Source organism: Anaerococcus faecalis (assembly GCF_013371425.1).
GTDB classification, from domain to species: Bacteria; Bacillota; Clostridia; order Tissierellales; family Peptoniphilaceae; genus Anaerococcus; species Anaerococcus porci.
The window spans coordinates 1-18430 of record NZ_JABVBA010000002.1 but is presented as its reverse complement, the minus strand read 5'-3'; the positions used below and the strand labels follow the sequence as shown (position 1 = coordinate 18430).

At 32.1% G+C, this 18430-nt stretch carries 27 protein-coding genes, 11 tRNA genes and 1 rRNA gene; 6 read left to right on the top strand and 33 right to left on the bottom strand.

Features of this window, described 5'->3' with window-relative positions; genetic code table 11:
• Positions 1 to 7: 7 nt before the first annotated feature.
• The 17 genes from HV819_RS02165 to HV819_RS02085 all read right to left on the bottom strand — a co-directional run bounded on the left by HV819_RS02165 (position 8) and on the right by HV819_RS02085 (position 11105).
• Positions 8 to 1327 (bottom strand): PBSX family phage terminase large subunit, encoded by a 1320-nt coding sequence (locus HV819_RS02165; protein ID WP_154539474.1) that lies wholly within the window; start codon positions 1325 to 1327, stop codon positions 8 to 10.
• Entirely contained in the window at positions 1314 to 1820 is a 507-nt protein-coding gene (locus HV819_RS02160) for a terminase small subunit (protein WP_154539476.1), read from the bottom strand. The genes HV819_RS02165 and HV819_RS02160 overlap by 14 nt, the downstream gene beginning before the upstream one ends.
• 225 nt (positions 1821 to 2045) lie before the next feature.
• Positions 2046 to 2312: a type II toxin-antitoxin system RelE family toxin gene (locus HV819_RS02155; RefSeq protein WP_154539478.1), complete on the bottom strand. Its 267-nt coding sequence runs from the start codon at positions 2310 to 2312 to the stop codon at positions 2046 to 2048.
• Positions 2302 to 2529, bottom strand: coding sequence for a type II toxin-antitoxin system RelB family antitoxin (relB, locus tag HV819_RS02150; protein WP_154539480.1), 228 nt, complete (start codon positions 2527 to 2529; stop codon positions 2302 to 2304). The genes HV819_RS02155 and relB overlap by 11 nt, the downstream gene beginning before the upstream one ends.
• A gap of 153 nt (positions 2530 to 2682) precedes the next feature.
• Positions 2683 to 2868: a hypothetical protein gene (locus HV819_RS02145; protein ID WP_154539482.1), complete on the bottom strand. Its 186-nt coding sequence runs from the start codon at positions 2866 to 2868 to the stop codon at positions 2683 to 2685.
• Between the two features lie 349 nt (positions 2869 to 3217).
• Positions 3218 to 3691, bottom strand: coding sequence for a hypothetical protein (locus tag HV819_RS02140; protein WP_176269418.1), 474 nt, complete (start codon positions 3689 to 3691; stop codon positions 3218 to 3220).
• A gap of 313 nt (positions 3692 to 4004) precedes the next feature.
• A complete protein-coding gene (locus HV819_RS02135) occupies positions 4005 to 4376 on the bottom strand; it encodes a RusA family crossover junction endodeoxyribonuclease (protein WP_326831229.1) in 372 nt (123 codons plus the stop codon).
• Positions 4377 to 4379: 3 nt separating this feature from the next.
• A complete protein-coding gene (locus tag HV819_RS02130) occupies positions 4380 to 4574 on the bottom strand; it encodes a hypothetical protein (protein WP_176269417.1) in 195 nt (64 codons plus the stop codon).
• Between the two features lie 86 nt (positions 4575 to 4660).
• Positions 4661 to 5512, bottom strand: coding sequence for a phage replisome organizer N-terminal domain-containing protein (locus HV819_RS02125; RefSeq protein WP_154539488.1), 852 nt, complete (start codon positions 5510 to 5512; stop codon positions 4661 to 4663).
• 24 nt (positions 5513 to 5536) lie between these two features.
• The gene (locus tag HV819_RS02120; protein ID WP_154539490.1) at positions 5537 to 6262 is read right to left on the bottom strand and encodes an MBL fold metallo-hydrolase; all 726 of its coding nucleotides are present in this window, start codon (positions 6260 to 6262) and stop codon (positions 5537 to 5539) included.
• Complete coding sequence (locus HV819_RS02115) at positions 6262 to 7221, bottom strand: RecT family recombinase (RefSeq protein WP_176269416.1); 960 nt, start codon at positions 7219 to 7221, stop codon at positions 6262 to 6264. The genes HV819_RS02120 and HV819_RS02115 overlap by 1 nt, the downstream gene beginning before the upstream one ends.
• Before the next feature lie 10 nt (positions 7222 to 7231).
• Positions 7232 to 9184, bottom strand: a complete 1953-nt coding sequence (locus HV819_RS02110) for an AAA family ATPase (RefSeq protein ID WP_154539494.1) — start codon at positions 9182 to 9184, stop codon at positions 7232 to 7234.
• Positions 9185 to 9195: 11 nt separating this feature from the next.
• Positions 9196 to 9402 (bottom strand): hypothetical protein, encoded by a 207-nt coding sequence (locus tag HV819_RS02105; RefSeq protein WP_176269415.1) that lies wholly within the window; start codon positions 9400 to 9402, stop codon positions 9196 to 9198.
• Between the two features lie 70 nt (positions 9403 to 9472).
• Positions 9473 to 9721, bottom strand: coding sequence for a hypothetical protein (locus HV819_RS02100; protein WP_154539498.1), 249 nt, complete (start codon positions 9719 to 9721; stop codon positions 9473 to 9475).
• A gap of 2 nt (positions 9722 to 9723) precedes the next feature.
• A complete protein-coding gene (locus HV819_RS02095) occupies positions 9724 to 10029 on the bottom strand; it encodes a hypothetical protein (RefSeq protein WP_154539500.1) in 306 nt (101 codons plus the stop codon).
• Between the two features lie 9 nt (positions 10030 to 10038).
• Positions 10039 to 10821 carry a phage antirepressor KilAC domain-containing protein gene (locus tag HV819_RS02090; RefSeq protein ID WP_176269414.1) on the bottom strand — a complete coding sequence of 261 codons (783 nt, stop codon included), beginning with the start codon at positions 10819 to 10821 and terminating at the stop codon, positions 10039 to 10041.
• Between the two features lie 68 nt (positions 10822 to 10889).
• Entirely contained in the window at positions 10890 to 11105 is a 216-nt protein-coding gene (locus tag HV819_RS02085; RefSeq protein WP_176269413.1) for a helix-turn-helix transcriptional regulator, read from the bottom strand.
• A 60-nt stretch (positions 11106 to 11165) separates the two neighbouring features.
• Here HV819_RS02085 and HV819_RS02080 point away from each other — a divergent pair, with 60 nt between their 5' ends.
• Entirely contained in the window at positions 11166 to 11831 is a 666-nt protein-coding gene (locus tag HV819_RS02080; protein ID WP_154539510.1) for a DUF4145 domain-containing protein, read from the top strand.
• On the opposite strand, the gene HV819_RS02075 is transcribed toward HV819_RS02080, so the two are convergent.
• Entirely contained in the window at positions 11810 to 12001 is a 192-nt protein-coding gene (locus tag HV819_RS02075) for a hypothetical protein (protein ID WP_154539512.1), read from the bottom strand. The genes HV819_RS02080 and HV819_RS02075 overlap by 22 nt on opposite strands.
• A 62-nt stretch (positions 12002 to 12063) precedes the next feature.
• Here HV819_RS02075 and HV819_RS02070 point away from each other — a divergent pair, with 62 nt between their 5' ends.
• Positions 12064 to 12540 (top strand): hypothetical protein, encoded by a 477-nt coding sequence (locus tag HV819_RS02070; protein ID WP_176269412.1) that lies wholly within the window; start codon positions 12064 to 12066, stop codon positions 12538 to 12540.
• Positions 12541 to 12783: 243 nt separating this feature from the next.
• Positions 12784 to 12972, top strand: a complete 189-nt coding sequence (locus HV819_RS02065) for a hypothetical protein (RefSeq protein WP_176269411.1) — start codon at positions 12784 to 12786, stop codon at positions 12970 to 12972.
• Here the strand turns inward: HV819_RS02065 and HV819_RS02060 are convergent.
• Positions 12962 to 13258 (bottom strand): hypothetical protein, encoded by a 297-nt coding sequence (locus HV819_RS02060; protein ID WP_176269410.1) that lies wholly within the window; start codon positions 13256 to 13258, stop codon positions 12962 to 12964. The genes HV819_RS02065 and HV819_RS02060 overlap by 11 nt on opposite strands.
• Positions 13259 to 13407: 149 nt before the next feature.
• Positions 13408 to 13533, bottom strand: coding sequence for a hypothetical protein (locus tag HV819_RS11690; protein WP_262359290.1), 126 nt, complete (start codon positions 13531 to 13533; stop codon positions 13408 to 13410).
• Between the two features lie 175 nt (positions 13534 to 13708).
• Between HV819_RS11690 and HV819_RS02055 the strand changes: the two genes are divergently transcribed.
• Together HV819_RS02055 and HV819_RS02050 are read left to right on the top strand one after the other, a co-directional pair.
• Positions 13709 to 14353: a helix-turn-helix domain-containing protein gene (locus HV819_RS02055; protein ID WP_176269409.1), complete on the top strand. Its 645-nt coding sequence runs from the start codon at positions 13709 to 13711 to the stop codon at positions 14351 to 14353.
• 12 nt (positions 14354 to 14365) lie between these two features.
• The gene (locus tag HV819_RS02050; protein WP_176269408.1) at positions 14366 to 15277 is read left to right on the top strand and encodes a DUF6414 family protein; all 912 of its coding nucleotides are present in this window, start codon (positions 14366 to 14368) and stop codon (positions 15275 to 15277) included.
• On the opposite strand, the gene HV819_RS02045 is transcribed toward HV819_RS02050, so the two are convergent.
• A complete protein-coding gene (locus HV819_RS02045) occupies positions 15225 to 15422 on the bottom strand; it encodes a hypothetical protein (protein WP_176269407.1) in 198 nt (65 codons plus the stop codon). The genes HV819_RS02050 and HV819_RS02045 overlap by 53 nt on opposite strands.
• Before the next feature lie 97 nt (positions 15423 to 15519).
• Here HV819_RS02045 and HV819_RS02040 point away from each other — a divergent pair, with 97 nt between their 5' ends.
• Positions 15520 to 16632, top strand: coding sequence for a site-specific integrase (locus HV819_RS02040; protein ID WP_176269406.1), 1113 nt, complete (start codon positions 15520 to 15522; stop codon positions 16630 to 16632).
• Between the two features lie 66 nt (positions 16633 to 16698).
• Here the strand turns inward: HV819_RS02040 and HV819_RS02035 are convergent.
• The 12 genes from HV819_RS02035 to rrf all read right to left on the bottom strand — a co-directional run bounded on the left by HV819_RS02035 (position 16699) and on the right by rrf (position 18420).
• A tRNA-Arg gene (locus tag HV819_RS02035) sits at positions 16699 to 16775 on the bottom strand.
• A gap of 11 nt (positions 16776 to 16786) precedes the next feature.
• Positions 16787 to 16860, bottom strand: a tRNA-Gly gene (locus tag HV819_RS02030).
• A 15-nt stretch (positions 16861 to 16875) separates the two neighbouring features.
• Positions 16876 to 16950: transfer RNA gene (locus HV819_RS02025), tRNA-Gly, on the bottom strand.
• 113 nt (positions 16951 to 17063) lie between these two features.
• Positions 17064 to 17139 (bottom strand) — tRNA-Thr (locus tag HV819_RS02020).
• A 66-nt stretch (positions 17140 to 17205) separates the two neighbouring features.
• Positions 17206 to 17282 (bottom strand) — tRNA-Asp (locus tag HV819_RS02015).
• A gap of 66 nt (positions 17283 to 17348) precedes the next feature.
• A tRNA-Val gene (locus HV819_RS02010) sits at positions 17349 to 17424 on the bottom strand.
• A gap of 198 nt (positions 17425 to 17622) precedes the next feature.
• Positions 17623 to 17697: transfer RNA gene (locus tag HV819_RS02005), tRNA-Glu, on the bottom strand.
• A 111-nt stretch (positions 17698 to 17808) separates the two neighbouring features.
• Positions 17809 to 17883: transfer RNA gene (locus HV819_RS02000), tRNA-Glu, on the bottom strand.
• A 49-nt stretch (positions 17884 to 17932) separates the two neighbouring features.
• Positions 17933 to 18009 (bottom strand) — tRNA-Met (locus HV819_RS01995).
• Between the two features lie 3 nt (positions 18010 to 18012).
• Positions 18013 to 18089: transfer RNA gene (locus tag HV819_RS01990), tRNA-Met, on the bottom strand.
• A 4-nt stretch (positions 18090 to 18093) separates the two neighbouring features.
• Positions 18094 to 18168 (bottom strand) — tRNA-Asn (locus HV819_RS01985).
• 135 nt (positions 18169 to 18303) lie between these two features.
• A 5S ribosomal RNA gene (gene rrf / locus HV819_RS01980) occupies positions 18304 to 18420 on the bottom strand.
• Positions 18421 to 18430 lie beyond the last annotated feature (10 nt).

Genomic DNA, 18430 nt, shown 5'->3' with positions numbered 1-18430 from the left:
TAAACTCCTATGTATTCATCAACACTTTTATAAATTTCTCAATAGAATATTCAAAGGCATCAAGTGTATCTATATCACTTGTCCCATCATCAAGCCTTATATCTTCCATTTCCTCTTCCTTCCAAACCGCAGTAGATAAAGCATCTACTAAGCTTTCACAATTCTTTGTATAAAAAAATCTATCAGAAGCAATCAAAGTATTGACAAGCCTTACCCTGTCATTGATTGGATTTTTGATAGAATTCTTAATCTTTATATTCAAATTTGCATCTAATAGAGCTTTTTGCATACCCTTGATTAAAACTTGTTCAGCACTATCAGCATAAACAAGATCAACATTACCATAAGTAGATTGGATAACTCTTACAAAATCTATTAATTGATTGTATAGATCTGTAGGTTTATCAGGTTCTAATCTCTCAGACCTTAACGCATATACCTTTTTAAATCCTCGACTTATACCTGTACATACAAAAGCGTGCTTCGAATTATTACCACCAAAGTCCACTCCAATTTGTATCATCTGTAGTTCGTGAGGTTTTTCTTCAATTAAATAATCATCAGGACTATCAGCAAACTGCTTATAAATTAGACCTTCAGCTACAACCCTAAGTCCCAATATATCTCTTTTGTACCAAACAGAATTAGGGTCATATTGTAGCTTTATTTCCTTCTTTCTTTGGTCTGAAATATTGATGTTATCATCGATTGTAAAATGTTTATAATTATATCCACCAAAATCAACCCCTTCATCAAACATATTTTGATATTTATCAATATAATCTAAATATATATAATGATTAGGACTTGACGGGTTCAAATCCCAAAAAAACTTACGCTTTTTAGCTGCAGCAGTACGGTTAAAAGCTTCCTTGATACTATCTTTGTGATGTAAATTTATCTCCGTAGCAATCCACATACCAAACGAATTACCACGAATCTTCTTGTATGAATCAGCCTTAGCTGCCCCCGCAAATATCACTACCCTTTCCCTAAAATTAGTAAAAAGTCCTTTAACAATTAAAGCCTCATTCCCCTTATACTTTCCCCATCTACACTGACCTCGGAAAATATACTCCAAACCAAAACCATTAGCATCACCAATATTAAGCTTAGCATTAGCCCCAGTAGAACCTGTGGCAAGGTGGATTCTATCCTTTGTAGTTCGTAATTCGTGTGCAAAAGCATAGATATTATCTACAGTCTTACCCGCTCTTACAGCCCCCTCTGCTATGTTATAAGTGTTACTTGCACACTTTCTTATATAATCAATATGCTTATCAGAAAAATTAAAAGGGATTGTTTTTCTTTTTCTAATATTTTCCATAAATCATCCCATCTATATCGTCTAAATCTTCAACTTCTTCTGATATACCTTTCATGATTTCAATTTCTGTCTTAGTCTTTTGAATTTGGATTTCTTGTTTTTCTTTTTCAAGATCAGAATCATTAAGCCCAAATCTTCTCATTAGAAGTTCAGCAGCTTTAAGCCTATCTTTGTTCTGAACCTTTACTTGCCCCAAGGCTTCTCCTCCAAACTCAGTCTTATAATAAACTTCATCGTGGGTTTCACCTCTTAAAACAGAAGTTAGGTACTGCAGGACTTCTTTTGATTCAGCGATGGTCTCAGCTTCTAACTCTGATAATTTTTTATCAACATAAGCTTTTACCTTAGGATTTCTTAGTAATTTATGAGCCTCAACGCTAGCCATATTATCGCTACTATACTTATAACCAGCTTTCTTATATGCTTCAGTAGCATTCCCAGTCTTGATGTACTCATCAGCAAACTTCTTTTGTTTAATTGTCAATTTCTTCAAAGTACATCACCTCTTTCTTTTATGTACAAAAAAAGACAAGCCTTTTACAACTTGTCTTAAAAATGTTATTTAAATATTTCTTAAATCCATCAACTAGGCTGCCAAAAAACAAATGAAAAAAACATACAAACGCACATTTTAAAAAAATAATATAATAATTTTAGGAGAAACATTTGGCAGCTTAGCTCATAAATTTATATAAAAAAAGACGAGCCTAAACTCGCCTTACTTGTATATATTTTTTCTGTGTCCAATATCAATAGCAACAACAATAAGTTCATCATCTCTAATATCGCAAATAACCCTATAAGCACCAATCCTATATCGCCAAAGTCCATTATATTGACCAACAAGAGCCTTACCAATACTTCTAGGATTTTCAAGACCATCTAGTTTAGCCTTCATATCCCTAGCTAACATAAGACCTAAATGCTTATCCATCTTCTTAATCTTTTTCCTTACATCATCAGAAATCAAAAGCCTATAAGTCATTTTCAAGTTCCGAAATCAAATCATCAATAGAATAAGTCTTTGGATTTTCTTTGAAATTTTCTAAAGCCTTTATCCCCGTTTCATAATCAAGTTCATCTTCAATTTGTTCAGCCAAAGCTGACTTGAAAAGTTCAGATAAACTTTTACCAGTATGCTTAGAATAAGTTTTAAAAAGCTTATTTTCTTCTTCATTTAACCTTAATGATACAACACTCATAAAATCCTCCTTATCTTTGTTTACATTGTAATACATCATGATAAGAAAGTCAATAAGCTATAAAAAAGACGAACCCATTCGTTCGCCTTAAAAAAAATATACACTTCTAATCCTACAAAAAGTATACCACAAAAAACCTTTTTTGTCCACCTTTTATAAATTTTCTCTTCTTAGCCTAATCCATTCTTCAACTTCAAGCAAATCCTCTTCATTTGCCCAATCCCTAATATAAGCCTTACAACCCGATTTGTTTCTAGACTTTTTCTTAACATCAGGATTTTTAGCATCCCATTTTCTGCTAGCCCTAAGTTGAGCATCACTTGTCTTGTTCTCAGTCATACTACCTCCTTAATAAATAAATTATTAATCCGATGGCTCCAATCATAGCTAAGGATTCAAAGACTTCTCTAATGCTTGGTTTTTCCCAAGATAAATCTACTTTGATTTTCATAATTTTATTAGTATAATGGTATCAAAAGCTAGGGGCTTAACCCCTAACTATTTTGATTATGAGCCTTAACCCAAAGAATCTTATCTCAAGTTCGAATTCTTTGACGTTAAGGCTCTTTTTATTTTTCTTAACCATTATACTTTCCTCCTTTCATACTTATATTATACTACCAACTTATATAATAATCAACACTTTTTTTGAAAAAAATCAAATAAAAAAAGAGTGGAAAAAACCACCCTAATCTTCATCATAATTAACCAAAAACCTCCAAATACACAACAAAGCAACATTACTCTTGTTCCATATAGCACTCTTAGAAACCTTATACTTCTTAGCCAAAGACCTACAAGACTCATCCTTATACACCCACAAGCGAAGCACAATATTAATAAGCATACAATCATCAAGCGACCTAATAGCAAGCCTTATCGGTCTATAAACCTCCTTAATCTCCTCCATAACATCCTCCAAATCACCAACCTCATCGAGAATAAAACAAATAGCATCCTCCTGACTAGACCCACCACCATGAACCGGCACAGAACTAGACCAACCAGTCCTAAGCATATCCAGCCTGTCCTTCTTACAACCAAGCTCTTGCTTAATCTCCTCCCTAACCTCCAAAGACCACCCATACCCTTTCAAAAACGCCTTTACAAAATCAACCCTAAAACGATTCTTCCTCTTCTCAAAATTACCTCTATAATCCATTAAACCTCCTAAATCAAGCTCTAAGCGAATCAAAAAGATAGATGACCAATCAATCGCCAAAACCATATAAACGTCACCTACCCCTTAAATACCTCCAAAATCAACCCAAATAAGAATAAACACTTACATACATCAAAAAAATCGATAAAACAAAACCTAAAACAACCCCCACCATAAAATCAACATACCTATTCTCCTCCAGCTTTGCTAAAAGCAAACCTACAAAAGACAAAAGCAAACCTATATAACAAAACTTAAACAAACACAACATAACCTCACCTAACACCTCCTTCAATCCTTCTTATCCTCGCCTTCAAACCCTCTTTATTTCAATTTCCACCCTAGGATTATTCTTATCATACAAAACCCTAGAACCATCATGCCCAACAACAATTTTACAATTATCATCCTTGATAACCCCATAATCTGCCAAAATATCACAAGTAGCAGCCAAAAGATTTATAAGATCAACCCTATGTTTTGTTTTCCTGTAATAAACACACTTAAGATTAATAGGATAATCAATCCCTTTCTTATATTTCCCCGTAATTTGTCTGCCACAATCTTCTGCATATTCCTTGTACCTAGCAGACTGAGACAAAAAAGATTGCCCCGTCTTTTTATTCCTAAAAATTTGCATAGAGTTTTTCTTAGTGGCAGGATTGCCATACAAAACCAGCTGCACTTCTCAACATCCTCCTTGACCCCTTTTTATTTCGTTCTTAGTCCACATTAAATACTTGTATAAATTCAAAGCCCTTGCTTTTTTATCGCTGTATTTTACATCACTTTGATTAGGCTTATATATCCAATCAATCAATTCTAAAATTATATCTATATCTTCTACTGCTAGCTTCACGTCAAATTTTTGTTTTATCATCACAATCAGCCCTTAAATCACCATCATAATTATAGTAACAGTCAAGTATTAGTTGACAGTTACTATAACTTTCTAAAACAACATCTTCATCATATCCCTTCAACAATTTTAAGCTCTCTCTTAGAAATAAACTCAACTATTCCTTCATCTAAATCTTTTTTTCTCCTAAGAACAGTATTCACATACTTAAAACTTGTAATATTAGCCTTCTGCTCCTCTTTCAGATACCAAAGAATATATATAACCTCCTGCCAACCATACTCTTTAACAGAGTTTACAATCATACCTAAATCATTAGTGCTAGTATTATTTTTAATAAAACGATAATAATAAATAATAGTCCTCTTCTCCTCTTCGGATAAACCAGTTATATTATTATTGTCTAATTCTTTATCTATTCTTATCTTATCTATATCTATTCTATTCTTATCTATATCTGGTCTGTGAGATGATGTTAGACCTAACGTTAGGTTTTTATCCTCATACATCTTCTTAAGTTCATCTATATCTTCTGTAAAACCATCTTGATATGCGTTAATACCAACACTTAAAAGTTTTTTTCTCCAATAATAAAGCTTTTGTCTTTCAGCATTTCCAGTTTTAACCCTTTCCATACCATCTATATTTTGGTGTTTCTCCCAATTAGCAATACTTATAAGACCATCATCGCCAAGATTTATCATCTCAAACTGTTCAAATGTTTTAAGAGCAAGCCTTACGGTATTGAGCGGTTGATTGCATATAGTAGCTAACATCTCATCCGTATAATTCATGTGTTGTCCTATATAAACCTCACCACCATCATTAGTCTTACCAGCAAGGCATAAAAGCTGAATCCAAATCAGTATAATGACATCGCCCTCCGGCATAGACCTTATAAGTTTTATTTTCTCATCATCAAAGATATTAACTGATAACTTAATCCAGCTTATACCTGCCATCTAGTTTCTTAACCCCTTTCTTTGCTAACATATATAAACCAAAACTCCTGTTTTAGCCTTTAAGCTCTCTTCAATAACTTTTTCATCACTATTTCCATCTGATAAATGTAATACATATATTTTTTTAAGTTTGCTTAACCTATTCATATCTAAGGCTTCAAGCAATGTTTCTAATGATAAATGGTTTTTCACAATCCTATTTCTTAAACTTATATTTATAAGTCCTTGTTTAAAGTTATAATCAAGCCTATCTTTCACATAATTGCACTCAACCATTAGATAATCACAATCAGGAATCTTATATTTCATATAAGCCGTATCAGTTATAAAGACCAAAGACTCTCCATTTTTTACGCTTTTTATATAAAAACCTACAGGCTCATCTGCATCGTGTATTGTTTCAAAAGCTAATACCTTAAAAGTCTTTATTTTTTCAGCTTTATAAGATACAAGCTCATCTTTTTTAACCCCTCTAAAATTGTGCAATCTATGACCTTTTAAATCTAAAGCTTTACTAGTCCCATAAGTCATATATAGGTCTATTCCATTTTTTAGCATATCTTTACAAGCCTTAGCGTGATCCATATGTTCGTGAGTGACTAAACAAGCGTCTAAACTGTGCATTTTAAACCTTAATTTTTTCTGTATAATTTTATAAGGTAGTCCACACTCTAATAAGAGCGTAGACTCACCATCAGAAACTTTGTAACAATTACCACTAGAACCTGTGCCTAGAACTTCTATATTCATTAAAATGGTGCCTTATCTAAAGCTTCAAAGTCACTATCAAAGAAGTCAGATTGCCCTTCAATATTATCTTCTTCAAGCACTTCTCCAGTTTCTGAATCGACATTGCTTGGAATTTCCTTTTTTTCGTATTTCACTTCTTCAAATTGTGCTTCTTCATTATTTTCAAGAGAATTAGTGTCAAGCTCTAATAAATTCGCTTCGCTTTCTTTTTCTTCATTAAAACTTTCATCTACATAGGCTGTTAGCTTATCATCTTCACTCATTATTTCGCCATCATCTGAAGTATTAACAAAAGACTTAACCGCTCTATTCTTAACAGTTTTTATAGCTTGTTGATCAGGGAACATGTTATGTGCTTTAGAATCGCCTTTTGCATAACCCATATTCCAAGAATCTTTTATTTGCTCCATAGTCATATATTCTGTATACTTGACAACGCCCTTGCAATCAGTTATTACAGCAACAGCTCCAACAATATTATTTTTCGTCCATTTTGTGACGTCGGGAACATATTTTGTTATTTCAGTTATGCCTTTTTGTAAGTTGTATCCAAGCTCAAATTCATCATCTTTGTATATTGCATATCCATATACATCTCCAATATCTTGACCACTTCTTTTTGCCATAGCAACATTGCCTTGATAAGAGATAGATAGAGTACATTTTCCACCATAAGGAATAAAATAACATTGCTTTTTAGATGGATTCAATCCTTTTTGTGCCATCTCCATAACAGAATTCAATATGCTTTGTGGATCACATTTATCTATGATGCTTTTTCCTTTTTTATCAGGTTCTTGTAACAAATACCTAGATTGTTGTATAGCATTTTTAAAGCTATAATTTTCAGGCATATCAAACACACCTGATTTCAACATCTTTGTAACTTCATCAATAGCTTGATTAACTATTAGAGTTGCACTTGTACTAGTATTTTTATTTTGTAAGCTATTTGTCATTTTTTTCTCCTTAATCTTCAACAATTAATTCTTCGTCTTTACTAACTACTAACCTAACTAACTGACTATCCACTTCAGTAAGTTCATTTATTGCTTCTGCATTGTCTACAAAAATTGGAATTTGCTTTTCATATTTTTGTGATAAAGCATTTATAACATCAAGACCTGCGTTAATCTTTGCAGCATTGTTTAAAACTCCGTAAGGTACTCCCTTGAAAGTAGCTTCTGCAGTTTCTTGAATTCCACCGTTTATTTGAGTATCAAATAACTTAAACTTTACAAAAGTAAAGAAATTATTTACTTTACTACTAACTAGATCTACATAAGTCTTTGTATATTCATCACATAGATATAAGATTTTTTGTGCTTCTTCATACTCAGCACTTAGCTTCTTTTCTTCTTGCTCATATTCTTCGATTTTTGTATCTATTTTCACATTAAAGCCTATACCTAATACTTTTGTATTAATTTCATCTAACTTTTGATTTAAGACCCTTTTTTGCTCCAATAATTGGGTATTGTCTTTTTTATCTATATTTTTGATAGATTCTTCTATACTTTCAATCTCTTTTTTAATTTCTTCTTGTCTTTTTATAAGGCTTGGCATTATCTTTAAAGCCTTAGCTCTTTCAATTATTTCAAGTACTGTAAGCTCTTCTTCTTTTAGCTTTTCTTTCTTATCTTTTAATTTCTTTTCTTGGCTTAGAAGATTTTCCTTTTCAGTTTCAAACTCTTTGATATTAGATTGGTAAGATTCAATTTTGTCTTTACGTTCAAAACCCTTTTTCTCCATTTTTTCTATTTCGTTGCTTTTATGAATGTTGAAATTAGAAAGTATTTCTTGCTTTTTATCTTCTTCAAATTCTCTTCCGCATGTTGGACAATTAAGACTACCATCAAATTTTTTTGTGCTTATATCTACCCAGTCTTTTCTCATTTGTTCAAGTTCTTTATTGACATCATTTATAAGCTTCTCTTTTTCTTCAATTCGATTTTCAAGCGAATTTATACGGTCTATAGTGTTTGTTATTTCAAAAGTACAAGCATCAATTTTCCTTTGTATTTCTGTATGTTTATTCTCGAATTTTTGTATATTATTCTTTTTACTTTCTTCATAATCACTATTGATAGCGTTAAATTCTTCTTTAAGTTCTGCTATACTTTTATATTTTTTATCAAGTTCTTCTGATACATTTTTGTTGCCTGCAAGTTCCCTATCTATATCTTCAATTTCTTTCACAATCTTTTCTTTTTCATCTTCAAGTTCTTTAAAATCTTCATCAACTTTAGTACTGTTGAGTTCATCAATCCTTGCTGGTATTTCTTTAAGTTTTTCATTTATTTTTTTAGTTTTAGACTTTGACATAGCTTGCAGTTCTTCTATGGCGTATTGCTCTAAATCAAGCTCTTTTAACTCTTTATTTTCTTTTACTACATCATCTGTACTTACATCATCTACTAAGCTTAAAAGTATATTTCTTCTTTCGCTTTTATCGATTATTTCATTAAAATATAGCGGGTTTGACAAAAGATTAAACTCTTCTTCATTTATATATTCTGAAATAAATTCTTCATATTCTTTTTTCTTTTTTGGCACTTCGTTTATATAAAAATCTGTTGTATGTCCTGAAAATTCTTTGGTGTTAGATCCCCTCTTTTTCTTCCAAATTTCCTTGTATATTCTCTTTAGCTTTACTTCTTTATCATTGAATAAAAATGCACCTTCAACACTAGTTTCTACATTGTGTATATTTTCTCCATCAATGTCATATGGCTTTATATCACAGTCCTTTCTATTAAAGCTATCTTTGCCATATAAAAGCCAGCAGTATCCGTCAAATATTGTTGTTTTACCACTTGCGTTCTCTCCACTAATTGTTGTTACATTTTCGCTAAAATTTAAGCTGTAATCTTTTAATCCTTTAAAGTTTTTAAATTTTAAATTTATAATTTCAATCTCCATATTAACCCCTTTCACCTAAGCATAAATTCTTGTTGCCTTAACTTTCTTTCTAGTTCATCATCTAAGATTCTTAATGTTGCACTGTTTGTCCTTGTTTTGCCTTGTTTATCTAAATGTCCAATAATTAGTGTAAGACTATCTATATTAAGGCTTCTAGCTCCCTCTCGAAGTCTTTCTTCTTGGTCTTTATCCATCAAAATTTCCTCGTACTCTTTCATAATCTTCTCCCTTTGGGTATAATACAAATATCTAAAATTTCGTTTGAGCCTATAAACATAGGCTCTTTTCTTATGCCAAAAATGCCATGCAAGAACCTATAAACATAAGCGCTATTCCGGCAGTCCTTGTTATCTCATTAGGACCACATAAAGCCAACAACATCATTAACCCCACAATAAATAGTCCTAAAACCTTATCCCTAATCCTTTCTTTTTCTGGTTTTGCTGTAAACTTCACGCAAACATCATCAACCTTACGACCATCCAACATCTTAAAAACATCACTTCTTTTTCTAATCTTTCTTTTGCTATTTTCCATATCTACTCCTCCCTTTCAAATAAAAACCTCTTAATATCTTCCTTGCTATAATAAATATTACGTTCTGATAACCTGTAACAAGGTAAACCATCAATCCTCATTTTCATCAAAGTTTCATTTCCTATCCCCAAATAGTCATACACTTCTGTCTGCTTCAAGAAATCCTTATTTCTTAAACTCTTCTTATCATCTGTAATACCGTCCTTACAATCCAAACTGTACCTATATAGACACCTGCATAACTCAATTAGCTCCTTATTCTCATTTTCAATCTCGAGAACGGCACCTACTAATTTGCTTGCTTCCATTTTCGTCTCCTATCCTAAGAACTTATTAACAAAATAAACCTGACCCTTACCAGTAATCTTTGTAGTAGTAGTCACAACATTAGTCCCATTACTATCTATATAAGACCCCTTCTTCATCTCAAACAATCCTTGCTCAATAAACACTTGCTTAGGTTGATTCCTTCTTTCTCCACCCTTGCACAAATAGCCCTTATTCCTCATCCACTTAAACAAATTATTTTGACCAATCTTCTTATCACTCTTACCTTGCCTAATAGCCTCTTGACTTATTAACTTAGCTAATTCTCCCATTAAGCATGACTTACTTGATGCTGATACTGCATCGGCGAATAATACTTTAGGTTTATCTTCTTCAATCTTTGTTTGAGCTAAGGCAAGTCTTGCTTCTGCCTTTTTCCATTGATTAGCTATTTCAATTATTGAATCAGGATCTGCTAAGATATCTTTTGCCTTTTGCTCAGTCATATAGATCCCTTGTTTTCTTATGCTTGGTAGTACTTCGCTTGTTACCCATCTTTTAAATTCTCTTGCCTTATCCATTTTTGATGAAAAGATTAGGGAGTATAAACCTGATTCGTTAATAAGAATAGTTTCTTTTAATTGGTTTCCGTCATGCACCATTTCTTTTTTTCTATCAAGCTCATCTACATGCCTATTTATATCTCGGCTACCATTTCGGTACTCGAGAATTTCTGCTATATCTTTGCCAACAAACCAAGGTTCATTATTTTTATCTATAATAGTTCTAATCTTTCCAAATTCGTTATTTTCAAAAATTTTAATATTATTCATTTTCCCTCCTTTTTGTGACAATTTATTCGGATTTTCATATTATTAGTCCTTTATAGTGACAATTTATTTTAAAAAAATATTTCATCTACTGTCTTATCAAAATATAAAGAATATTGTTTCTTTACTTTATCGCTTGGTACTCTAGTACCTATTTCATACATCCCAATGGAACTAGTAGAAATACCCAGCAACCTTGCTAACTCTTCTTGGGTTTTTCCTTCACCGACTCTCAACCTTCTCAACTTATTTCCTAACCTTTTATTAACCTTTTCAATAACAACCACCCCCTTAAACTTTCTACATCTCCAATGGTATAATATAAATAAAACACCAAGGAGAAAACTATGACGAATATACCAACAACAATCTTATACTATGATAATTTAGAACTAGATGTCCCAAAACTCTGCCCACATTGCCACAAAGAAATGATTCCTACAATAATTAGCAAATCTGAACTTCAAACTTATGGTCAAAATAGGGTATTTGCTATCTTACTTAGATGCAATATATGTTCAAGTTTTTATGCTGTTGAATATATTTATAACAACCCAAGGCAAAATCCTAAACAAACCTTAGTTCCATATACTTATTCCCCAACTGTAGACTTAAATGTTCCCGATAATATAAAAAAAATATCTGAAGACTTTGAAGAAGTCTACATTCAATCTGAAACAGCTTATCAGCTTGACCTAAAACAAATAGCAGGTATGGGATATAGAAAATCTGTAGAAATACTTGTCAAAGATTTTTTAATATATAAAGACCCTGACAATTCCGAAAAAATTCTAAAATTGACCTTAAATTCAGCTATATCTAAAATCGAAAATAAGAAATTAGAAAATTTAGCCAGAATGTGTGCCTACCTTGGCAATGACCAAACCCACCCTATAAAGCTTCACCCATCAAAAGATATTGATGACTTGAGAAACTTTACTGAAAATCTTGTCTTACTAATAGCTTTTGAAATAAACTACCTAGATGGTACTCAAAGTATCTTGTCAAATTGATTCATAGGATCAACTCTTCCCACAAACTCATTATCCTTGTAGTAGTCCTTAACCTCCCTATTAAAAACTTCAACATCACTTTCTATCTCATAAGTTACTTCAACAACAGAAGTAACTTTTATTTCTTTAGGAATAAGTTTATTCCCTAACCTTTTATCAAACTCTTTCAAACAACCACCCCCTTTAAACTTTCTCAATCTCCAATGTATAATATATACAAGGAGGTGAGAATATGATTTTTAAATTTATAAATGTGATAACCCCATTAGTGTCAATAATATCGATTTTTATTTCACATTACTTAGGTATGAAAAAAAGTAACAAAAAGCTAGAGAAAGAATCTTTACAAAAAAGATATGAGACTGTATATATCCCATATATTCAGTTGCTTGCAAGGTCTTTCCCCCTACTTCCCTATCCTATAAACACTTCCGAAGTAGCAATAACTATAAATTCTATTACTTTAGAAAATATTGAATATCTAGGAAAGAATTCTTCCTTGCTAGCTATAGATTATTATTTAGCTATGTTAGACTTTTTTGAATACTGTAATGGAAATAAAGCTTATTCTAATGCTAAAGATAAAATTAATACTACATTCATAGAAATGACTCAGGAAATATTACTGGAAGCATCACAACTATCACGAGAATTAAAGCTAGCAGACATATCACAAGTTTTTTATAACGAGATTCAAAATTATCAATAACATATATTATTAACAAAGACCATAAATTGGCGAATATTGTTATTAAACAAATGTCCATTATTATCTCCTATTTTATTAATTTCTACCAATTTTATAAATTTTACCAGTCAAGATTTTACTTCCGAGCCTTAGCCTAACAGCAAAGGCTCTTTTTTATCTTTTTCTTTGACATTTTTACACCACCAAATTAAATCTCCATAATCTCCAATCTGCTATAATAAAATCAGAAAGGAGGTTATAACAATGTCTAGTAAAGTTGAATTTAGTCTTACAGAACACCAAGCAACAAAACTTTTGCTTCTTCTCATTACTTACTCTAAAGAAGGAGCTGTAGTTAGTAAAGAAGATGCTCAACTATTCAAACAAACTATTAACTCTATAAAAAAGACATATCCAAACATTGAAAAGATTGAAGAGCTCCTCAATACTTAGACTTCTTCCAAATATCTAATTTATCTACAACATCCATCAGTAAATCAAATTTCTCATCTTCTGTTGTGCTGACAAATCTTGAAGAATGAAAAATAAAATCACCCAATAATCTACCCTTTATTTCTTCAATATCAGAGTCAGTCAACTTAACTTGATTGGCTCTTTTATTTTCTACTAAATTTACAACATGATTAAGTTCGTCCCATTCTGCCCTAGTAAATTTTTTCCTAAAATCTAAAAAATCATTAACATCTTTATCAATTTCTTTAATCTTCTTTTTTTCCATTATCTCCCCTTTCTACCTAAACAAATTAATCAAACTTAACAAAATACTAAAAACATTCAAACCAATTATAATTTTTAAAACATTTGTAAGTTTCTTTCTATCATCTTTCATTTTTCTTATGGAATGAGTATAGTATTGATATAGTAGGGCTATGCCCTAACTATATCTATTATTTTGATGATTAACTCAATTAGCTTATCTATTAAACTGATTACCGCAGTAGCTAATGCTAATTTTATGAGTTGATCATCTTTTTTATTGTCTTCTTTACTCATTCAATCCCCCTTTCTTGCTTTGTTAATTATATTATATCACTATATGTGACAATGTCAAGAAAATAATATGTTTTTATTCGTTTTTTGTCCTTAAATGTGACTATAAAGCCATTTACTTTATCACTTATAGTGATATAATAAAAATAAAAGGTCACAATTAGTGATAGGAGGAGTTATGAAAATTGGTAATACACTTAAAAATTTAAGAAAAAACTATAACATTAGTCAAGAAGAATTAGCTAAAAGATTACAAACAAGTAGATCTAGTATTGGCATGTTTGAGAGCAACGCAAGAACACCTACTACTGAAACTCTAATAAAATACTCTGAGTTCTTTGATGTTAGCGTGGACTACCTTTTAGGCGAACAAAAAGACCACCTAGAACCCCTAGCAAGAGCAGTAAGCATGTACACCTATCCCTATATAGACGACTATATTTCAGCAGGCAGTCCTGTAAACATAGATGGCATGCAAAACCTACCACGCATACATATCCCAGATGAAATCCTCGGCAAATTTGCAGGCAGTAAGCACCTATCATTCATAAAAGTAAATGGTGAATCAATGAACAAAATAATACCAAACGGGTCAATAATTGGAGTACTTGATTACAACAGCATCTATGACCTTAAAAACGGTGACATAGTAGTATACAAAACCAAAGACAACGACTTTGCAGTCAAATACTTCTACCACATCAAAAACAAACTAATCTTCAAACCCAGCTCAACCCTAGACTGTTACTACGATAAAATCTTTGACATAAACGAAAACATAGAAATAATAGGAAAAGTAGTGTTATACTCAGTAATACTATAGAAAGGTGAGGAAATGAAAGAAATTCAAATAAAAAAGCACTTATATATAGATGAAAATTTAATAAATTCATATCTATCACAAATCTTTCAAGGTGATATAGAAAGTTTAATTTTAAATAAATCATCAAACAAATCAAATGAACACGAAAAGAACTTACAACAAAATAGCAGAAATACAGAATTTGGAACAAACTTTCCTATAATATCAGCTAAAATAGACTTAGGCAGTGAAAGTGTTACTGACACATTAAAAGACGCAAGCTCTATATCAAGTGGTCAAAGTATAAGAAAAACATATGACGCTTACGCAAAGATAAATAAATTCATAGAAACTATACATTTAGAAGAAAATGAATTTCAAAATTCTAGCATTGTTTTAATAAATAAAGAATTAAGCCTTATAGACTTTAAAAAACTAAAAACCATTATGAGTGACGACTTTTTCAAAGAAAAGGCGAAATCAGATATAAATGGCATCCAAATAAAAGAAAAACTTAATAGACAAGAGCGTAGAAGATTAAGCAAGGACAAAAAGCAAAACTCAGCAAATGAACTTAACATTCTTAAAAATTTAGTAGAAATGCTTGAATTTCTAACAAAAATAATGCCTACAGATTTAATGTTCTACACTGAAAATTTACTTATACCTATAGATGCACAAAAACTATTATGTGACCCTAAACAAATTTCTTATAAATTCAATAATGATTTAAATATTATAGGTGAAGTGATAGGAAATTTAAATTCAATAAACAGTTTTGATATTAAGGCAGGAGAATTTACAGGAATTGAATCCATGATAAATAGCATAGTTATAGAAACACTTACTAATGCATTAGGAATAAATCCTAATGACACTATATTGTTAAGACCTATAGTTTTGTATTCTCAAACTCCTCTTCAAACCTCTTTAAAAGATTATTAGAACCCTTAGAAAAATCTTCAGATTTGCTTTTTTTAGAATAGAAATCTTTCTTAAAAGATTTTATATTGTTATTAATATCTTTAGATTCTTTCAAAGATTCTTTTAAATTTTGTTTGAAAAGCTTTAATAATTTATTGCGATTCATGACTATACCCCCTCTTAGTATTTTTATACCCTTAAAAATCATGTATTCAAAAGAACATGGACCACTATTGCCTTTTTTTAACCAGAAAGGACAAAAAATGAAAATAACAAGTTACAAAGACAAAGACGGACAAACCCTTTATAAATTTAATATATACCTTGGGAAAGATCCCCTAACAAACAAAGAAATAAGAACCAATAGACAAGGCTTTACAAGTAAAAAACAAGCCCAAATAGAATACGCTAGACTTAAAAAAAGAGGCATAAAATCAATATCAACCCACACCATAAACGATATATACAAACAATGGCTTCCACTATATGAAACAACAGTAAAATACACAAGCCTTACAAGAGTAAAAGGAATCTTTAAAAATCATATACTACCATACCTAGGCAACAAAAAGATAGACAAAATAACAACACCCACAGTCCAAAAACTAATAAACCAAAAATCAAAAATATTAGTAGACTTTAAACTAGTAAACATGTATCTAAATATCCTATATAAATTCGCCATAAATCAAGGCTACACAGACTTTAACCCATGTACCAATATAATCTATCCTACAAACAACACAAAACCTAAAAAAGAAGAAATAGAATACTGGACTAAAGACGAACTAAAAGAATTTCTAGAAAAAGCAAAAATAGAACTAACCACAATGTGGTATCTATTTTTTAGAATATCAACATATACTGGACTAAGAAAAGGTGAAATCCTTGCCCTAACATGGAAAGATATAGACTTTAAAAATAAAACACTAACAGTAAACAAAAACCTATCAAAAACAAAAGAAAGCAAAAAGGCAATAACAAGCCCAAAAACCAAAAGCTCCTATAGAACAATATCAATAGATAAAGATACCCTAAATAATTTAAAACAATGGCATACAGAACAATCAGAAACTGGAATAGTAAATATAAAACAATATATCTTTACGACACAATCAGGGGATTTAATAAACCTAAACAGTCCAAGAAAAAGATTTGAAAAAGTAATCAAAAAATACAAACTAAGAAAAATAAAACTCCACTCACTAAGACACACCCACGCAAGCTTATGCTTCGAAGCAGGAATGACTATCAAAGACGTACAACATCGACTAGGACATAGTACAACAAACACAACCATGAATATATATGTCCACGTAACTAAATCCCAAGAAGAAAAAAGCGCCGAAAAATTCCAAAAATTCATGCTAACGTAACAAAAAACGTAACAATAAAAAATAAGACAGCCTATAAACATTTAAAATAAGCTATCTTGCAAAAAATGGCGCGGCATTGAGGATTCGAACCCCAGGCCTACTGGTCCGTAGCCAGTCGCTCTATCCAGCTGAGCTAATACCGCACATAAAAAAATGGAGCGGGTGAAGGGAATCGGACCCTCGCAACCAGCTTGGAAGGCTGGGGCTCTACCACTGAGCTACACCCGCACATAAATTGAATTTTGGAGCGGAAGACGGGATTCGAACCCGCGACCCTCGCCTTGGCAAGGCGATACTCTACCACTGAGCCACTTCCGCATATATCTTTGAAATAGTAATATTTAAATAACCGAAAACAATTATGATAACTATCATTGAGGAAATTCAAAAGTCTATTTCCATTTTTTTATTTTATTGAATCACAATAAAATTGGAGCTGATGATAGGACTTGAACCTACAACCTATTGATTACAAATCAATTGCTCTACCAATTGAGCTACATCAGCACATTGGATCTCTTTTGAAATCCAAAGGCTTTATCCTTTTGTAGCAATAAATGCTTAAAGGACTTTTGGCGACTTAGATGGGACTCGAACCCACGACCTCCGCCGTGACAGGGCGGCATTCTAACCAGCTGAACTACTAAGCCAGAAAATCTAGCTTTGCTAAATTTGTACTCCGCTCGAATCTTCTCAGAACCGGACGGCTTGTTTAATGGTGGAAGTAACAGGGCTCGAACCTGTGACCCCCTGCTTGTAAGGCAGATGCTCTCCCAACTGAGCTATACTTCCAAAAAAATTATATTAGTATTATAAAAAAGTAGTAAATCCACCAGGATTCGTAATCCTATCCCTTATAGAGTTTCAAATTCTATGAATTTGAAATTTCTGAGATGAGCCAAATGGCGAATCCAGAAAACTATACTGTCGTAAAAACGGATGTATCCTCTTATACGAAGTATTAAATATATAATAATATTATACATAACTTGGTGACTCCACCGGGATTCGAACCCGGGATACCGCCGTGAGAGGGCGATGTCTTAACCACTTGACCATAGAGCCATAAATTAGGCTATAGAAAATAGTCTATTTCATCAATTATATCAATATATAAATCAATTTAAAAATATAAGTAAATTTATAGTTTATTACAATAAATAAGTTAGTTAAAAGTGGTGACCCTACCGGGATTCGAACCCGGGATACCACCGTGAAAGGGTGGTGTCTTAACCGCTTGACCATAGGGCCTTATCATTATAAATAAAATTTTGTTAGGCCCTAAGGCCTAACAATAATCTGGTAGCGAAGAAGAGACTTGAACTCTTGACACTCCGGGTATGAACCGAATGCTCTAGCCAACTGAGCTACTTCGCCACATGGTTGCGGGAGTAGGATTTGAACCTACGACCTCCGGGTTATGAGCCCGACGAGCCACCAAGCTGCTCCATCCCGCGATATTGGCGCTCAGGGTGGGGCTCGAACCCACAACCTACCGGTTAACAGCCGGGTGCTCCACCATTGAGCTACCTAAGCACTCTTATTAAATTTATAAATATTTTGTTATTCTATGATAAGTCTCCTATGTAAGAGGTTACTATCTAAGTCAAATACTAAATACATTCTTATATAAATACCTCCTATTTATAATAAATAGGAGATATTTAATAAGTTTGGCAACTTCCTAATCTCCCGGGAGGTCTCCCTCCGAGTACCATCGGCGTTAGAAGGCTTAACTTCTGTGTTCGGTATGGATACAGGTGTATCCCTTCTGCTTTTGTCACCATATTTTCTTTAC

What these genes read in the sequence shown, in the direction of transcription:
- relB (WP_154539480.1), bottom strand. Translation starts at nt 2,529, where the DNA reads ATGAGTGTTGTATCATTAAGGTTAAATGAAGAAGAAAATAAGCTTTTT.
- HV819_RS02080 (WP_154539510.1), top strand. Translation starts at nt 11,166, where the DNA reads ATGACGAATATACCAACAACAATCTTATACTATGATAATTTAGAACTA.
- HV819_RS02140 (WP_176269418.1), bottom strand. Translation starts at nt 3,691, where the DNA reads ATGGATTATAGAGGTAATTTTGAGAAGAGGAAGAATCGTTTTAGGGTT.
- HV819_RS02155 (WP_154539478.1), bottom strand. Translation starts at nt 2,312, where the DNA reads ATGACTTATAGGCTTTTGATTTCTGATGATGTAAGGAAAAAGATTAAG.
- HV819_RS02070 (WP_176269412.1), top strand. Translation starts at nt 12,064, where the DNA reads ATGATTTTTAAATTTATAAATGTGATAACCCCATTAGTGTCAATAATA.
- HV819_RS02115 (WP_176269416.1), bottom strand. Translation starts at nt 7,221, where the DNA reads ATGACAAATAGCTTACAAAATAAAAATACTAGTACAAGTGCAACTCTA.
- HV819_RS02060 (WP_176269410.1), bottom strand. Translation starts at nt 13,258, where the DNA reads ATGGAAAAAAAGAAGATTAAAGAAATTGATAAAGATGTTAATGATTTT.
- HV819_RS11690 (WP_262359290.1), bottom strand. Translation starts at nt 13,533, where the DNA reads ATGAGTAAAGAAGACAATAAAAAAGATGATCAACTCATAAAATTAGCA.
- HV819_RS02040 (WP_176269406.1), top strand. Translation starts at nt 15,520, where the DNA reads ATGAAAATAACAAGTTACAAAGACAAAGACGGACAAACCCTTTATAAA.
- HV819_RS02045 (WP_176269407.1), bottom strand. Translation starts at nt 15,422, where the DNA reads ATGAATCGCAATAAATTATTAAAGCTTTTCAAACAAAATTTAAAAGAA.
- HV819_RS02055 (WP_176269409.1), top strand. Translation starts at nt 13,709, where the DNA reads ATGAAAATTGGTAATACACTTAAAAATTTAAGAAAAAACTATAACATT.
- HV819_RS02050 (WP_176269408.1), top strand. Translation starts at nt 14,366, where the DNA reads ATGAAAGAAATTCAAATAAAAAAGCACTTATATATAGATGAAAATTTA.
- HV819_RS02090 (WP_176269414.1), bottom strand. Translation starts at nt 10,821, where the DNA reads ATGAATAATATTAAAATTTTTGAAAATAACGAATTTGGAAAGATTAGA.
- HV819_RS02165 (WP_154539474.1), bottom strand. Translation starts at nt 1,327, where the DNA reads ATGGAAAATATTAGAAAAAGAAAAACAATCCCTTTTAATTTTTCTGAT.
- HV819_RS02105 (WP_176269415.1), bottom strand. Translation starts at nt 9,402, where the DNA reads ATGAAAGAGTACGAGGAAATTTTGATGGATAAAGACCAAGAAGAAAGA.
- HV819_RS02100 (WP_154539498.1), bottom strand. Translation starts at nt 9,721, where the DNA reads ATGGAAAATAGCAAAAGAAAGATTAGAAAAAGAAGTGATGTTTTTAAG.
- HV819_RS02065 (WP_176269411.1), top strand. Translation starts at nt 12,784, where the DNA reads ATGTCTAGTAAAGTTGAATTTAGTCTTACAGAACACCAAGCAACAAAA.
- HV819_RS02145 (WP_154539482.1), bottom strand. Translation starts at nt 2,868, where the DNA reads ATGACTGAGAACAAGACAAGTGATGCTCAACTTAGGGCTAGCAGAAAA.
- HV819_RS02125 (WP_154539488.1), bottom strand. Translation starts at nt 5,512, where the DNA reads ATGGCAGGTATAAGCTGGATTAAGTTATCAGTTAATATCTTTGATGAT.
- HV819_RS02110 (WP_154539494.1), bottom strand. Translation starts at nt 9,184, where the DNA reads ATGGAGATTGAAATTATAAATTTAAAATTTAAAAACTTTAAAGGATTA.
- HV819_RS02095 (WP_154539500.1), bottom strand. Translation starts at nt 10,029, where the DNA reads ATGGAAGCAAGCAAATTAGTAGGTGCCGTTCTCGAGATTGAAAATGAG.
- HV819_RS02120 (WP_154539490.1), bottom strand. Translation starts at nt 6,262, where the DNA reads ATGAATATAGAAGTTCTAGGCACAGGTTCTAGTGGTAATTGTTACAAA.